The 15,122-nt window shown below is 40.2% G+C and carries 10 protein-coding genes and 1 rRNA gene; 6 read left to right on the forward strand and 5 right to left on the reverse strand.

Annotated elements, in window-relative coordinates; genetic code table 11:
* Nucleotides 1-108 precede the first annotated feature (108 nt).
* Nucleotides 109-2,070: an alpha/beta hydrolase family protein gene (locus AUR67_RS11770; RefSeq protein ID WP_058585409.1), complete on the forward strand. Its 1,962-nt coding sequence runs from the start codon at nucleotides 109-111 to the stop codon at nucleotides 2,068-2,070.
* A 278-nt stretch (nucleotides 2,071-2,348) separates the two neighbouring features.
* On the opposite strand, the gene AUR67_RS11775 is transcribed toward AUR67_RS11770, so the two are convergent.
* Nucleotides 2,349-3,305 carry a tetratricopeptide repeat protein gene (locus AUR67_RS11775; RefSeq protein ID WP_055199235.1) on the reverse strand — a complete coding sequence of 319 codons (957 nt, stop codon included), beginning with the start codon at nucleotides 3,303-3,305 and terminating at the stop codon, nucleotides 2,349-2,351.
* 187 nt (nucleotides 3,306-3,492) lie between these two features.
* Between AUR67_RS11775 and dbpA the strand changes: the two genes are divergently transcribed.
* On the forward strand, nucleotides 3,493-4,881 hold the full coding sequence (gene dbpA / locus AUR67_RS11780; RefSeq protein WP_055199234.1) for an ATP-dependent RNA helicase DbpA: 1,389 nt from the start codon (nucleotides 3,493-3,495) through the stop codon (nucleotides 4,879-4,881).
* A gap of 9 nt (nucleotides 4,882-4,890) precedes the next feature.
* Here the strand turns inward: dbpA and AUR67_RS11785 are convergent, their stop codons facing one another.
* On the reverse strand, nucleotides 4,891-5,472 hold the full coding sequence (locus AUR67_RS11785; protein WP_058585410.1) for a DNA-J related domain-containing protein: 582 nt from the start codon (nucleotides 5,470-5,472) through the stop codon (nucleotides 4,891-4,893).
* A 158-nt stretch (nucleotides 5,473-5,630) separates the two neighbouring features.
* On the opposite strand from AUR67_RS11785, the gene AUR67_RS11790 reads away from it, so the two are divergent.
* On the forward strand, nucleotides 5,631-8,465 hold the full coding sequence (locus AUR67_RS11790) for a tetratricopeptide repeat protein (protein WP_058585411.1): 2,835 nt from the start codon (nucleotides 5,631-5,633) through the stop codon (nucleotides 8,463-8,465).
* Here the strand turns inward: AUR67_RS11790 and AUR67_RS11795 are convergent.
* The 3 genes from AUR67_RS11795 to trxA form a co-directional block, all read right to left on the reverse strand.
* Nucleotides 8,438-9,688, reverse strand: a complete 1,251-nt coding sequence (locus AUR67_RS11795; protein ID WP_058585412.1) for a methyl-accepting chemotaxis protein — start codon at nucleotides 9,686-9,688, stop codon at nucleotides 8,438-8,440. The genes AUR67_RS11790 and AUR67_RS11795 overlap by 28 nt on opposite strands.
* Before the next feature lie 163 nt (nucleotides 9,689-9,851).
* A complete protein-coding gene (gene rho / locus AUR67_RS11800) occupies nucleotides 9,852-11,111 on the reverse strand; it encodes a transcription termination factor Rho (protein ID WP_054554678.1) in 1,260 nt (419 codons plus the stop codon).
* 181 nt (nucleotides 11,112-11,292) lie between these two features.
* Complete coding sequence (gene trxA / locus AUR67_RS11805; protein ID WP_054554679.1) at nucleotides 11,293-11,619, reverse strand: thioredoxin TrxA; 327 nt, start codon at nucleotides 11,617-11,619, stop codon at nucleotides 11,293-11,295.
* Between the two features lie 90 nt (nucleotides 11,620-11,709).
* Here trxA and rhlB point away from each other — a divergent pair, with 90 nt between their 5' ends.
* The 3 genes from rhlB to AUR67_RS11820 form a co-directional block, all read left to right on the forward strand.
* On the forward strand, nucleotides 11,710-12,984 hold the full coding sequence (rhlB, locus tag AUR67_RS11810; RefSeq protein WP_054554680.1) for an ATP-dependent RNA helicase RhlB: 1,275 nt from the start codon (nucleotides 11,710-11,712) through the stop codon (nucleotides 12,982-12,984).
* Nucleotides 12,985-13,032: 48 nt separating this feature from the next.
* The gene (gene gppA / locus AUR67_RS11815) at nucleotides 13,033-14,526 is read left to right on the forward strand and encodes a guanosine-5'-triphosphate,3'-diphosphate diphosphatase (protein WP_058585413.1); all 1,494 of its coding nucleotides are present in this window, start codon (nucleotides 13,033-13,035) and stop codon (nucleotides 14,524-14,526) included.
* A gap of 519 nt (nucleotides 14,527-15,045) precedes the next feature.
* Nucleotides 15,046-15,122: ribosomal RNA gene (locus AUR67_RS11820) — 16S ribosomal RNA — on the forward strand; the annotation flags it as partial.

Below are 15,122 nucleotides of genomic sequence, written 5' to 3' on the forward strand. Positions count from 1 at the left end.
AGCATCCATTATTGGGTTGTTTTGTTAAATTTTTGTAGCAAATATAGGGTCTTTGCTTTATTATTGCTCAGCTAAAAATAACAATTAAATCGTTAAATGGAGTTAATCATGTCTCGATATCTCACTTTTGTGCTGGGACTAGCGTTATTTACGCTATCATTTACCAGCTTCGCTAAACCTGCAAAATTATCAGTAGAAGACTTTAGTAAAGGTAATGACTTTAGTCGTGTAACTATCTCCCCTGATGGCAACTACGTCGCAGCTATAAAAAAACACGAAGGTAAAAATTCACTCATCATTGTTGATACAACCAAGTTTGCAGTAACCCATGCGGTTGCTTTTCCGGGTAATGCACAGGTTGGCGAATACCATTGGGTTAACAATGAACGAGTTATTCTTGAAAAAGAGTATTTAAAAGGTTGGCAAGATACCCCTATTTATTATGGTGAGTTATTTGCCGTGAACGTCGATGGTAGCCGTGGCGCATACGTAATTGGTTATCATGGTGAACAGCAAACTGGTACTCGGTTAAAAAAGCAAACACCAGTTCAAGGAACGTCATACCTTTTAGATCCCCTACTTCATGATGATAAAAAAGTTTTGGTTGTCACTTACCCGTGGACTGCAACCAATGAACCAACTACCGTTGTATATGAAGTCGATGTTTATCGCGGCCTTCGTACTTTAATTACTCGTTCACCAGCACCTATGGGTGAATTTCTAACGGACCATGATGGTAACGTTCGTATCGCTGTATCAAGTGACGATTACCTCAATGCGACAGTCCATGTGCGAGAGCCTGAAGGCGGTTTTTGGAAAGAGCTCGATTTAGAAGGTATTAACTACACCGATATTACATTAAAGGCATTTGATAAATCTGGCGAGTCTGTCTATGCCACTGCATCAAAGGGTGGAGAAGCAGAGAGCCTTATTAAAATTAATCTGAAAACCAAAGAAGTGACGAAAATCTTTCAAGATAAGCATGTTTCACCGTCGCATATTTGGGTTGATGAAATCTCTAAAGAGTTATTTGCCATAGAAACCGAGGCTGACTACCCAAGCTATGCGTTTGTTGATAGTAATTCGCCTAAATCACAGCGTCTTAAAGATTTATTGGGCGCACTGCCAGGCAGTCAAGTACAGCTAGTTAGCAGTACAGAAGATGATTCAAAAAATATTATTTTCGCATCGAGCGATATAAACCCTGGGCAATATTATCTATATGACGCGAATACTAATAAATTACGAGCGCTATTCTCTACTCGTGGTTGGATCAACCAAGATGATATGGCACAAACCACACCTCTGCGTTTTAAAAGCCGTGATGGTTTAACAATTCTTGCTTATTTAACGGTGCCAAATGGCAAAGCTGAGAAAAACTTGCCTTTAGTTGTTATGCCGCATGGTGGTCCTTACCAAGCAAGAGATTATTGGGGTTACGACCCTGAAGCGCAAATGCTAGCTAATAGAGGTATGGCAGTGCTAAAGGTGAATTTTCGTGGCTCACCAGGTTTTGGACAGAATTTTAGAGAAGCTGGCTATCGCCAGTGGGGAAAAAATATTCAACACGATATTATTGATGGTGTGAAATTATTAATTAATGACGGCACAGTTGATAAAGATAACATATGTATTATGGGAGCCAGCTTCGGTGGTTACTCAGCACTACAAAGCGCGATTATCGAGCCGGATATGTTCAAGTGTGCGATTGGCCTGATGGGGGTTTACGACTTGCCTCTTATGTATGAAGAAGGTGACACGCAAGCCCGAAGCTATGGTGTTAATTACCTTAAAACAGTGATTGGTACTGATGAAGCCGAGTTAAAAGCATTCTCGCCTACTTATAATGTCGATAAACTAAAAGCACCTGTGCTTATTGTGCATGGTGGTGAAGACGAACGAGCTCCAATTGAGCAAGCAGAATCATTAGAAGCAGCGTTGAAAAAAGCTAAGCACCCATATGAAATCACTATTCTAGATGATGAAGGCCACGGTTTTTATAAAGAAGAGCACCGCACTCTTTACTATAAAAAAGTATTGGCTTTCTTAGATGATCATTTAAAGCTTTAAAAGAAAAGTGCCGGCGAGCAAGCTCGCCGGCAAGGATTTAGCACGGGAACGTAAGCGTGCTAGTGTGCAAGGTCTTCCTTCAAGTTATACAAACTCAAAAGATGATTCTTTCATCAGGCTGCGTAATCTCAAAAGCAGAGCAGGGAGAGTAACTCGGCTTTAAAAGAGTATAAATACTACGTCAGTACAAAAATGTTATAACATAACAAAATCAAAGTAAATAGTGAGAACCATATTATTAGGCTGGTTTCTTATGTGTGATATTTATGGGTAATAGATTATTGAGTATTCAATTTACTACAATCGTAACTCAAGCATAGCTCTGCGAGCTCAATCTTTGCTTTAGGATTCCCTTGTAAGGTAGCTTTGTTGAGCCAGTAAGCTGCTTTTTCGTTATTCACTTCTGTCCCTTGGCCATCACGATACATCTGACCCAAGTTTAATTGTCCCCATGCATAACCATCTTCAGCAGACAGGGTAAAACTTTTCAACGCTTCCTCGTATAAGCCATCTTTGAAGTAAGTGATCCCTTCCTGATTATGTTTATCTAGCTTAACGCCCGTATATAAAGGCTTAGGTCTAGGCGGGTGCATAACAAAACCACCAAATAAACTATAAAGCTCAGGTCGCATAATTTTATAAATGCTGCCTTCATCATAAAGCTGCTTTATTTGTGACTTACTGAAAGTCAGGGTTTTACTAGAAAAGTAATCATCTTGAACTAGCATGCTGGTACGCATGGCAATTTCGATGTCTTTATTGTACTTGTAAGTGTAGTTAGCAACTCTAAAAGTCATGTTCTTATCATCAAATTCAACGAGCTGAGCTACTTTTAAGTTGTTAATACGTTTTGGTTTGCCAGTAAATTTATCTGAATAGACAAAATAGGTATCAAATAACTTTGGCTCGTTTAAGTAATTTTGCTCATTTTCAGTTTGCTCATTCGCACCGATTAATGCATTTGTTAATAGGTAAACGATAATGAATAGGCCAATAAAGTATTTTATAAACGACGCTAACTCTAAGGCGGGCAATGAATACCAAGGTGCAGGAGTAACATAGCCACAGTCATCACATTGTCTTTGATAATTAATAGAAAGTGGCATGATGGGCAAAATAGTAAAGCGCAAAACTTTACTGTGATTGCTTAAAGAATAATGTTCACTATGACAGTGAGGGCACGTTTTTTGTTTTTTATAGAAAACATCAGCTGCAGCGGTATTAAATAGAAGCATAGTTTCTTCCTGAAGGTTGCTATCAATAAACTAGAACAAATGCAGAGAGTTAGAAAGCAGCAAACTGTAAGCAAATATGAATTAAATATGCTGAACAGTGTTTTCGTTTAGAGAAACAGCACATTCTCTGCTATGATCCACAGCATCTTCGAGGATGTCCCTCAATTATCAAGTTTGGAATATTACTGTGACTGCTACTGCTTTTTCATCTTTGGCTTTGCCGCGAGAGTTAACCGATAACTTATCAACTTTAGGTTATACGCAAATGACGCCAGTGCAAGCGCAAAGTTTGCCAGTGATCTTGCAAGGCAAAGATATTATTGCCCAAGCCAAAACGGGGTCGGGTAAAACGGCTGCATTTAGTTTAGGTGTGCTGGCTAAGTTAAATGTGAAACGCTTTCGTATTCAGTCTCTCATTTTATGTCCAACCCGAGAGTTAGCAGAGCAGGTAGCTGAAGAAGTTCGTAAGCTTGCCCGTGGTATTCATAACATTAAAGTTTTAACATTATGTGGTGGTGTCTCTATTGGTCCACAAATTGGCTCATTAGAACATGGCGCACATATCATCGTTGGTACCCCAGGTCGTGTTGATGACCACATTCGCAAAGGCACATTGCGCTTAGATGATGTTGAGACCCTAGTGTTAGATGAAGCTGATCAAATGCTAGATATGGGCTTCCAAGATACCCTTGATGCTATTGTTGAGTGCATTCCTAACCAACGCCAAACATTATTGTTTAGTGCGACTTATCCAAAATCAATTGCTGCGATAGCTGAGCGAGTGCTTAGCAACCCAGAAATGATTAAGGTAGAAGAAGAGCAAACAAAAAGCACAATCAAGCAATACTTTTACAAGCTAGATAATAATAAACAGCGCTTTAATACATTGAAGCTGTTGTTGTTGAAGTTCCAACCAGAAAGCTGTGTGGTTTTTTGTAACACCAAGGTTGAAACACAGCAGATTTGTGACGACCTTTATGCTGAAGGGTTTAGTGCGGTCGCCTTACATGGTGATTTAGACCAACGTGAGCGTGAACGTACTTTAATTCGCTTTGCTAATAAAAGCGCTTGTATCTTGGTGGCAACGGATGTTGCTGCGCGTGGCTTAGATATTAACGATATGGATATGGTCGTGAACTACCATCTAGCGCATGACCCACAAACCCATGTACACCGTGTTGGCCGTACTGGTCGGGCAGGTAAAAAGGGTATTGCATGTTCTATTTATGGTGAAGCTGAGCAATTTAAAGTGGCACAAATTGGCGACCACTACGAGCGCGACTTTGACCCTGAACCAATTCCGCCATTTAGCTTGCTAGAAAAGCCCGCTTATAAGCCAACCATGGCAACTATTATGATTGATGCTGGCAAGAAGCAAAAAATTCGTGCCGGTGATATTTTAGGAGCATTAACAGGTAAAGAGGGAATTGCCGGTCATCAGGTAGGTAAAATTAACGTACTTGATAATGTTGCCTTTATTGCTGTTGAGCGAGCTGCTGCAAAACCTGCGTTACGTAAATTGACTGAAGGTAATATTAAAAAGCGCAAGATCCGTGCGCGACGTTTGAGTAGGTAAGTTGTTGAGTTATGAGCAGCTTGCTTTAAGTTGCTCATATTCGAGTTGTATTTTCTTAAACTTAGTTGCACAGCCTTGGCGGTCTGGGTGGTGTTTTAATGCCAGTTGTCGCCAACGCTTTTGTAACTGTTTTTCTGAAAAATCAGTAGGTAGCTGCCATGCCTTTAGTAATTGTAATAGCTGCTGCTGAGGTAATGAGTGAATGCCCTTCTTTGGGCTAAATGACGAAAAACGCTGCCAAAAATCAGTTAACAACGCATCTATTTCATCGCTCGTTGTATCAAAGTTTTGCCAATCTAAATAGTAATCCCGTAGTGGGTCATGACTTTCTAATGCGTTACCTGTTTGCTTACTAACAAGTTCAATGTGAAGTGACGCAATCTGCAGCTGTTGCTCTGGTGCAAGTTGTGCTTGTAGTTGATAGAGACCATTCATAACTAAAAAGTTGCGTTTAAACAGATCTTTTTGTGGGTCATTGTCTAATTGCTCTATTTTTCCTGATTCACTAAGTGCGCTGGCAAGCGTATGAACCTTCCAAACAGGTTGTTCCAAAAGAAGGTAAAAAATCTCATCAATCAGTGGGTTAACCATTGTTCGCAAGCCTATCTTTAGTGTAATCTACAGTGGTATACGCTATCACAGCTGCTTTTTTGAAACTACGCTAATGTTTTTAGATACTAGGGAATGCATTTAGCCGAGCTTAAATAACTTCATTTTCAGGCTAAGTTGATTTTAAGGGATTTTGCCATATGTTCACATCACTGCGTGTAAGCTTGCTCACTGCTTTATTGTTCAGCTGTAGTTTGTTTGTTTCGCAGTCTAGCTTTGCATCCACTTCGCTACTTGAGCAATTTAGCCAATCCGAGCAATGGCAAGAAAAGCAACAGCTTGCCAAAAAGCTGCTTAATCAAAATACAACAAATCAAGAACTAAGCCTCGATATATACATGCAGCTTGCCGACTTTGCTTTAGAGAGAGGTAATTTCTCTGCGGCGGTAAAAAACTACCAATTGGCAGAGCAAGCAACTAGTTTTACAGCAACGCCAAATCGCTACTTTCGTAGCCTAAAAATGCAAGGCGTCACTTATTATTATCAAGGCTTGATGCAACAAGCGGTGCTTGCGTATAGCAAGGCATTAAGCGTTGCAGAAAAACTACCAGAGCCAATTGCCGAAGCAAACTTACTCAGTAATCTTGGCCTTGCTTACTTTGACATGTTCAATATGGATCAAGCGCTTAAATATTACAAAGAAGCGAAAGAAATATATGAAGAGCATGGTAGTGAGCAAGATAAAGCCGACATTTTACACAACATAGCGGGTATTTATATTCGTTTGTCGAGCTATGATATTGCGCTAGATATGTATAGAGAAACACTAGAAATTTTCCAAAAATTAGGTGATGAAGATGGCGTTGCTCAGTCGTATGGCAATATGGGTGTGGCTTACTCAGAGCTTGGCCAGTATCAACTTTCTTTACACTACTATCAGCGTGCCTTGCGCTACTACCAAGAAACGAATAACGCTTACTTTCTCTCTTCACGCCACACTAATATCGCTAATGTGTATCTTCGCACCGGTGATTTAGAGCTTGCCTTAAGTCATGCAGAAAAAGCCGTTGAGTTTGCAAAAAAAATTGATAATAAAACATTAGAGCTGGCTGGCTTATTGTCACAAGCAAAAATCGAGTTATTACAAGGAAAGCTCACTGAAGCTGAGGCCACTCTAACTACCTCAGTTTTTATGGCTAAACAATATAAAGATGATTTGAGAGTACAAGACGGCGCCGGAATGATGGCCCTAATTAAGTCAGGTAAGGGTGACTATGCAGCAGCCGTTGCTAGTTTTGATGAGTTTGTTCGTGCATTTAAAAGCGAGCAAAGCCTAAAATTATTAAAGTCGATGGGTGAGCTGCAAAGCCAAATCCAAGCAAGTCAGCTTAATCAAGAAATTGTTGAATTAAAGCAGCTACAGAATGTTCAAGAGCTCGAAATGTCTAAACAACGTCAGTTGGGCATTATGCTATTTATCTTGTTTGTGATGATAGTGGTGACGGGTATTACTATTTATCGTCGTAACATTGAAAAAGGGGCAAAAGAGCAACTTTCGTTAATGGTTGCTAAACGCACCAAAGAGCTTGAAGAAACCGCAGAACAATTACGCAGCGCAAATGAAATTAAAAGTCAGTTTTTAGCAAATATTAGCCATGAAATTCGTACACCTTTAACTGCAATCCTAGGCCAAACCGATAATCTAATGAACGGTTATTATAAACAAGAGCAGTTAAACGATGAGCTGGCTGTTATTCAAAAACAAAGCGATCACTTAAAAGAGCTGATTAACGACGTACTTGATATCAGTAAAATCGAAGCTAACAAGCTAGAGTTAAGTCTAAAGGAAGGTGATTTAGTTCGATTACTTACTGATGTTCATTCTATGCTTAGTGGTCAAGCCAAAGATAAAGGGCTGAATTTTTCATTTCATAATGAGCTTGGCGAACAGTTTTACAGTCAGCTCGACTTTACCCGCATTAAACAAATACTTATCAACCTATGCGCCAATGCAATTAAATTCACCAATCAAGGTGAAGTAGAGTTAAAAGTCTATAAAGTAGAGCAAGGCGTATGGTTTCGTGTAACTGACACTGGTATTGGTATGAATGCTGAGCAGCTTAAGCAAATCTTTGAATGTTTTAGACAAGGCGACAATAGCATCAGCCGTCGCTTTGGGGGCACCGGGCTTGGTTTAAGCCTATCGCAACAGCTTGCGATGATGATGGGTGGCTATATCAGTGTTGAAAGTGAGCTAAATAAAGGCAGCATATTTTCGTTTTACTTGCCGTGTAAAGAGCATACACCAAGCACGGAAACAGTTGAGCTTGCAAAGTTTGTGCAGCCAGCAACAAAAGGCTTGTCTGGTAAAGTGCTGCTTGCTGAAGATCACCCAGATAACCGCCGTTTAATTTCTCGTTATTTAGAGTCGATGGGTCTTGAGGTTATTGCGGTAGAAAATGGTGAGCAAGCTGTAGAGTATTGTCTAAAGGAATTCCCTGATGTGGTGCTGCTCGATATTCAAATGCCAGTGCTAGATGGATTAAATGCACTGAAACTACTACAAGAGTGTGGCTTTACCCAGCCTGTATATGCATTAACTGCCAATGCAATTAGCCACGAAATCGACAGTTACCTTGAAGCTGGTTTTACAGGTTACCTTGCTAAACCGATTGATAAAAAAGTGTTTTACACGCAACTTGCTAAGCATTGCAAAAAAGACAGTAACACAACTAAGTCTCAGCATGATATGAGTGACTTAGTTGCAAGCTTTATCAATAGCTTTGAGCATGAAAGCGCATTGATACAACAGCATTTTGCTGCTCATGAACTGTTTAATTTACAGCAGGATGCTCACCGTATAGGTGGCGCGGCTAAAATGTTTGAGCTGAATGATGTCGCGATGAGTGCCATGGCACTTGAGTCGGCGTTAAAGCAAAATAAACTTACTGACTTAACAAGCTTAGTTGCTCAGCTACTTGAGCAACTACATAACGCATCGGTTGATCAGAACAGCTCAATATCACCGTCTTGAATTTTCTCAATTTCTTGATTGGTATCGAAGCGTGAGCGATCGATGCGCTGTTCGTGATCGGTTTCTGGTGGTGTGATATTAAACATCGAAAGCTTATCGTCTAAGGTATGGGCAAGGCGAACCAAGTCTTTACTCGATACAGCTTGTATTTGTGAACTTGAAAGTGCATCAGAGTTGAGCTCAACCATTGCATCAATACTGGTTTGTGCTTCATCTGACATTTGACTTTGCATAGCAACCTGCTCATGAACACTCTCAGAAAACGCATTAATTTCTAACATCGCTTGTTCAATTTTATTGGTTTCTTTAGTTGATGCCTCAGATAACTCAACCGTGCGCTCGGTTTCTTTAAGTGCGGTTTGCATTAATTGATATGCTTGCTCTGTACTATGCTGAATTTTAGCTACCATCTCACGCACTTCTTGTGTTGATTTACTGGTGCGGGCAGCTAGGTTTCGTACTTCATCAGCGACCACCGCAAAGCCGCGTCCTTGCTCGCCAGCACGCGCAGCTTCAATGGCAGCATTTAGCGCAAGTAAATTAGTTTGTTCGGCAATACTATTGATAACATCAATAACTGAGCCAATCGCATCACTATCTTGCTTAAGTAAAATAATCTGCTCACTGGTGAGGTTAATATTATCGGCAAGCTTGATAAGACTCGCCTGGCTTTTATCTGTGTCTAAACGGGTTTGTTGTACTGATTTAGTGGCATCAGATACTGAATTAAAAATTTGTTCTAGACTTCTATCTAGCTCTTTAGATACTTCAATGGTGCGGGTAATAGTATCTGCTAAATCAATACCATGAGCATCTTGGATGGTAGCTTTTTGAGTCATCGATGCATAGGTATCACGAAGTGCATCAGCCATAGGTAATAAGCGGGCAGATGACGAGTATATTTCGCCAAGCATGTGCTCAACCATCGTCAGGCTTGCATTGAGGGCATGACAAGCTTGTGGTAATTGACGATCATTTTCGTCAAAACGGAAAGTGAAATCGATGCCTTGCTCAGAAGTAATCTGCTTAACAAAGTAGCTTAAATGATCTTGTTGCTTTTTATCCGTTGTATAAACAAAAGCAATCAAAGCTAGCCATGGAATGATTACAACAAGTGTAAGCACAGCCATAGCAGTAGTAGAAAAATCAAATACAGTAAAACTAGCAATACAACTAAGTAAGCTTACTAAGAATAGAACTACAGCTACTTTAATGCGAGTCATTGAGGGGGTCCTTACCTTTTAATCCTATAATGTATAGAACAAATTTCTATTTATTACCAATAAACTTATTCTGTAAAAGTATAACTTTTAAGGTGTTATGTCCTTAGTTTTACGCAAAAAAAATGCCTGTATTAAACAGGCATTTTTTAAAAACTAGTAATAGTTACTGACGTTTCATTGAGTCAAAGAATTCATCATTGGTTTTGCTCATTGAAAGCTTATCAATTAAGAATTCCATGGCATCAATTTCTGACATCTCATGAACGATCTTACGTAAGATCCACATCTTTTGTAGTTCATCAGGTTTAGTGAGTAACTCTTCGCGACGCGTACCTGAGCGGTTAAAGTCAATCGCTGGGAATACACGCTTTTCAGCAATCTTACGATTTAAGTGTAATTCCATGTTACCTGTACCTTTGAACTCTTCGTAGATAACTTCGTCCATCTTCGAACCGGTATCGATAAGAGCCGTTGCGATAATTGTTAAGCTACCGCCTTCTTCTACGTTACGAGCAGCACCAAAGAAACGCTTTGGTTTGTGTAATGCGTTTGCATCAACACCACCAGTTAATACCTTACCTGATGATGGGATTACGGTATTGTAGGCACGAGCAAGACGTGTGATTGAATCAAGTAAGATAACCACGTCTTTTTTGTGCTCAACCAGGCGCTTCGCTTTTTCAATTACCATCTCAGCAACTTGAACGTGACGGCTTGCAGGCTCATCAAACGTTGAAGCAACTACTTCACCTTTTACAAGGCGCTGCATCTCTGTAACTTCCTCTGGACGTTCGTCGATTAGAAGTACCATTAGCTCACAATCAGGTTGGTTATAGCTGATTGATTGCGCAATGTTTTGCAGTAGCATCGTTTTACCGGCTTTTGGCGGCGCAACGATAAGTGCACGTTGGCCTTTACCAATTGGTGAGGCTAAATCAAGTACACGTGCTGTGATGTCTTCAGTACTACCGTTACCACGCTCCATACGTAAACGTTCGTTTGCGTGCAGTGGGGTAAGGTTTTCAAATAGGATTTTTGTGCGAGAATTTTCAGGTTTGTCGAAGTTTACTTCATTTACTTTTAATAGTGCGAAGTAACGTTCACCGTCTTTAGGTGGACGAATAAGGCCTGAAATTGAGTCACCAGTACGCATGCTGAATCGACGGATTTGACTCGGTGATACATAAATATCATCTGGGCCGGCTAAGTAAGATGCTTCAGATGATCTTAAGAAACCAAAACCATCTTGTAAGATCTCTAGTACACCGCCGCCATAGATATTTTCACCGCTTTTAGCGTGCGCTTTAAGGATGGCGAAAATAATGTCTTGTTTTCTTAAACGGGCTACGTTTTCGAGCCCCATGGACTCAGCTAAGTTTACAAGCTCTTTGATAGACTTGTCTTTTAATTCGCGTAAATGCATATTGGTGGGTTCTTTATTACAATTGTCATACTCAAAATCATCGTTTGATACATGAGTGAGGTTTGTTGGTATAACTAAGGATTAGTTGGCTTTATAAACTAGCAGGTCACTAGCAAGGCGTCCAGTCTTTAAACAAAATAAAGCTAAAAAAAGGGCAAAAAGCCCTTTTTTTATATTTTCATTAGATGTTGTTTTCTAAAAACTCTACTAATTGAGTTTTAGAAAGTGCACCAACTTTAGTTGCTGCAACTTGACCATCTTTGAAAAGAAGTAATGTAGGGATACCACGGATACCAAACTTTGGTGGTGTGCCTGCATTTTGGTCGATGTTAAGTTTACCAACGGTAACTCGGCCATCAAACTCGCCAGCTACTTCGTCAAGAATAGGGGCGATCATTTTACAAGGTCCGCACCATTCAGCCCAAAAATCAACAAGTACAGGTTTGTCTGATTGTAGTACGTCAGCTTCAAAGCTATCGTCAGTTAATTGAATAATTTTCTCGCTCATTGCGATCTCCGATTAGTTAGGCGAAATATTTAATGCGTATTTAAACACTCTTGTTTCTTATTGCAAGTTTAAACGTTATGCTTAAACGCTATGACTAAGACACATTTGACCGATAAAAAGTTTTCAGACTTTGCTATCGCACCGGAAGTGGTTGCCGGTTTAACCGAAAATGGGTTTGAATATTGCACACCCATTCAAGCGAAATGCCTACCTTTTATTTGTGAAGGCCGCGATATTGCGGGCCAAGCGCAAACAGGTACGGGCAAAACGTTGGCGTTTTTAACTGCCACATGCCATCGGTTATTACAATCTAGCAAAGCATCTAGTAAACATCCAAGAGCCCTGATCATGGCCCCAACAAGGGAGCTGGCGATTCAGATACACAAAGATGCAAAAATTTTAGCGCCACACTGTAATCTTAACTTAGGATTAGTATATGGTGGCGAAGATTACGAAAAACAACGTGCACAACTAGAAAAAGGCGTTGATATTTTAATTGGTACTACTGGACGCCTAATCGATTTATATAAACAGGGCTGCTATACCCTCAATGAAATCGAGGTTGTAGTACTTGATGAAGCTGATCGCATGTTCGATTTAGGCTTTATAAAAGATATTCGTTATATGTTTAGACGTATGCCAGAAACCTCTGAGCGACTAAACCTATTATTTTCTGCAACCTTGTCATATCGTGTGCAGGAATTAGCCTTTGAACATATGACTAACCCAGAGCACGTACAAGTTGAACCTGATGTAAAAACAGGTAAGCGTATTCAAGAAGAGCTATTCCATCCATCACAAGATGACAAAATTAAGTTACTGTTAACTTTAATTGAAGAAGAATGGCCAGATAAAGCGATTGTGTTTGCAAATACGAAACACAGTTGTGAGAATGTTTATGCATGGATGAAAGCCGATGGTCACCGAGTTGGGTTATTAACCGGTGATGTAAACCAGAAAAAGCGTCAATCAATTTTGGCTCAATTTACCAAAGGCGATTTAGACTTTTTAGTAGCAACAGACGTTGCAGCTCGTGGTTTACATATCCCAGAAGTAAGTCATGTATTTAATTTTGATTTGCCAGATGATTGTGAAGACTATGTACACCGTATTGGTCGTACCGGACGTGCTGGTGCATCAGGACACGCTATTAGCTTTGCCTGTGAACAGTATGCCTATAATCTCCACGAAATTGAGCAATATATAGAACACAGCATTCCATTATCACATTATGATAAAAGTGCATTGCTTGATGATTTAACTAAGCCTACTATTCAGAAAAAGCGGAACTATTCTACAGGCCCACGTAATCGTAATAACAACGGACGTCGACCAAATAATAGTTACCAGAAATCACGGTCGTAATAAACGGCCGTTGTTGAAGACTTAGTAGTAACTAGAGGTTTTTGAACGGTGGGGCAACTTCAACCGCAAAAAAATGTGTATGCAGTAATCGACTTAGGATCAAATAGCTTTCATATGCTGATCGCTAAATCGATTGCTGGCGGTCTACAAACGATCGGTCGAGTCAAACGTAAAGTAAGGCTTGCTGCAGGGCTTGATGAAAACAACGTCCTTAGCACTGAAGCCATGCAACGAGGTTGGGAATGCCTAGCCTTGTTTGCTGAACGTCTGCAAGACATACCACAGAAAAACATCACAATTGTTGCGACCGCAACTTTACGTCTTGCTAGCAATGCTGATGTATTCAAGCATAAAGCTGAACAGATCCTTGGTCATAAAATCAATGTTATCAGCGGTGAGCTAGAAGCTAAGACAATCTATAAAGGCGTGGCGCACACCTCAGCTTGCAGCGGTAAACAACTGGTTATCGATATTGGCGGAGCCAGTACCGAAGTTGTTATCGGTCAGGGCTTTGATGCACTGCATTATAAAAGCCTGCATATGGGCTGTGTTACCTTCCTAGAACGCTACTTCAAAGATCAAAAGCTCAGTAATGAAAACTTTGCTGCTGCAATTAAAGCTGCAAGTGAAGTGGTTGCAGAAATAGTCGATGAATACCAAGCAACTGGATGGCAAATTGCGAGCGGCGCGTCAGGCACAGTACAAGCGATTCAAGAAATCATGGTTGCACAAAACCAAGATGAGCTTTTAACGCTTGATAAACTTCTCGCTATTAAAGAGCAATCAGTGCAATTTGAAACAATTGCTGATCTTGAGCTTCCTGGCTTGAGTGAAGAGCGTCGTCTAGTGTTTGTTTCTGGCCTCGCTATCTTGATCGCCTTGTTTGAATCTCTAGATATAAAACAAATGGGTCTTGCACGCGGTGCATTGCGTGAAGGTGTTTTATATAGCATGGTGCCAGAGCTTCATAACCACGACATCCGCAAGCGTACAGTTGATGGTTTAATGAGTCGCTATCATGTAGATCAAAAACAGGCTTGTCGGGTTGCGCAACTTGCAGAGCAGTTGGCAAAAAGTGTCATGGGGCAATGGCAATCAATCGATGAAAATGCAATCGCATTACTAAGAACAGTAGCAAAATTGCACGAGATTGGCTTACTAATAGAATACAAGCTTTATCATAAGCACACAGCTTACATTATAGAAAATACTGATATGCCAGGATTCTCGCAATCTGAGCATAAACTAATTACCGCTGTTGCTAGTGAACACCGTGCTGATCTTATTAAAAACAACTTTGCTCACTTGGGCTGTCATCAAGTACTCGCAGAGTGTTTAACAAGAGTTGTGCGGATCGCTGTGATCTTATCAATGCGTCGCCAAGATGATGTACTACCAGCGATTGATCTCAGTGTTAATAAAAACACCCTGACACTGACATTTGATGGTGATTGGTTAAAATATCACCCATTAATGGCCAGTGAACTGCAACTAGAGTCCAAGCTACAAGCAAAAGTAGGTTGGAAGCTCATAGTAAAATAACGTTAAAAGGCCCTTTGGGGCCTTTTTTAGTGCTATTTTTACCCGTTTCGTTCGTATTTTGCGCGAACAGTCGTTTTTTTCATAAAAACTTCAAAAAACAGTTGATCTCAATTTGGATCTCCCTATAATGCGCATCCACCGACACGGCGGACTGCTTACAAAAAAGCAAAACGACGAGTTGGTTGAGTCAAGTAAAACTGAGTTTTGAAAAAATAAACTTTTCTCAAAATTAAGTGTTGACAAAAATAACGGCTTGCGTAAAATGCACAGCCCTTGAGACGCGAAAGTATCTCAAATGTTCTTTAACAATATAAAGCAATCATCTGTGTGGGCACTCGTACAGATTGAGTTCTAACAGCGAAACTTAGTTTACTAAGTAACGCAAACAAATTTAGAGTCTCAATTGAACTGAGTGACCAACAGAAACAAGTTTACTTGTTTCAGCACAGTCAATTCGATATCGAAAGATATCAAAATTCAGAATTCATTGAGCACGAAACTTCGGTTTCAAAAAACTTTTAATTGAAGAGTTTGATCATGGCTCAGATTGAACGCTGGCGGCAGGCCTAACACATGCAAGTCGAGCGGAAACGAAG

The organism is Pseudoalteromonas sp. XI10 (assembly GCF_001469895.1).
In the GTDB taxonomy this organism is placed as follows: domain Bacteria; phylum Pseudomonadota; class Gammaproteobacteria; order Enterobacterales; family Alteromonadaceae; genus Pseudoalteromonas.

What these genes read in the sequence shown, in the direction of transcription:
- AUR67_RS11770 (WP_058585409.1), top strand. Translation starts at nt 109, where the DNA reads ATGTCTCGATATCTCACTTTTGTGCTGGGACTAGCGTTATTTACGCTA.
- AUR67_RS11775 (WP_055199235.1), bottom strand. Translation starts at nt 3,305, where the DNA reads ATGCTTCTATTTAATACCGCTGCAGCTGATGTTTTCTATAAAAAACAA.
- AUR67_RS11785 (WP_058585410.1), bottom strand. Translation starts at nt 5,472, where the DNA reads ATGGTTAACCCACTGATTGATGAGATTTTTTACCTTCTTTTGGAACAA.
- AUR67_RS11790 (WP_058585411.1), top strand. Translation starts at nt 5,631, where the DNA reads ATGTTCACATCACTGCGTGTAAGCTTGCTCACTGCTTTATTGTTCAGC.
- AUR67_RS11795 (WP_058585412.1), bottom strand. Translation starts at nt 9,688, where the DNA reads ATGACTCGCATTAAAGTAGCTGTAGTTCTATTCTTAGTAAGCTTACTT.
- rho (WP_054554678.1), bottom strand. Translation starts at nt 11,111, where the DNA reads ATGCATTTACGCGAATTAAAAGACAAGTCTATCAAAGAGCTTGTAAAC.
- trxA (WP_054554679.1), bottom strand. Translation starts at nt 11,619, where the DNA reads ATGAGCGAGAAAATTATTCAATTAACTGACGATAGCTTTGAAGCTGAC.
- rhlB (WP_054554680.1), top strand. Translation starts at nt 11,710, where the DNA reads ATGACTAAGACACATTTGACCGATAAAAAGTTTTCAGACTTTGCTATC.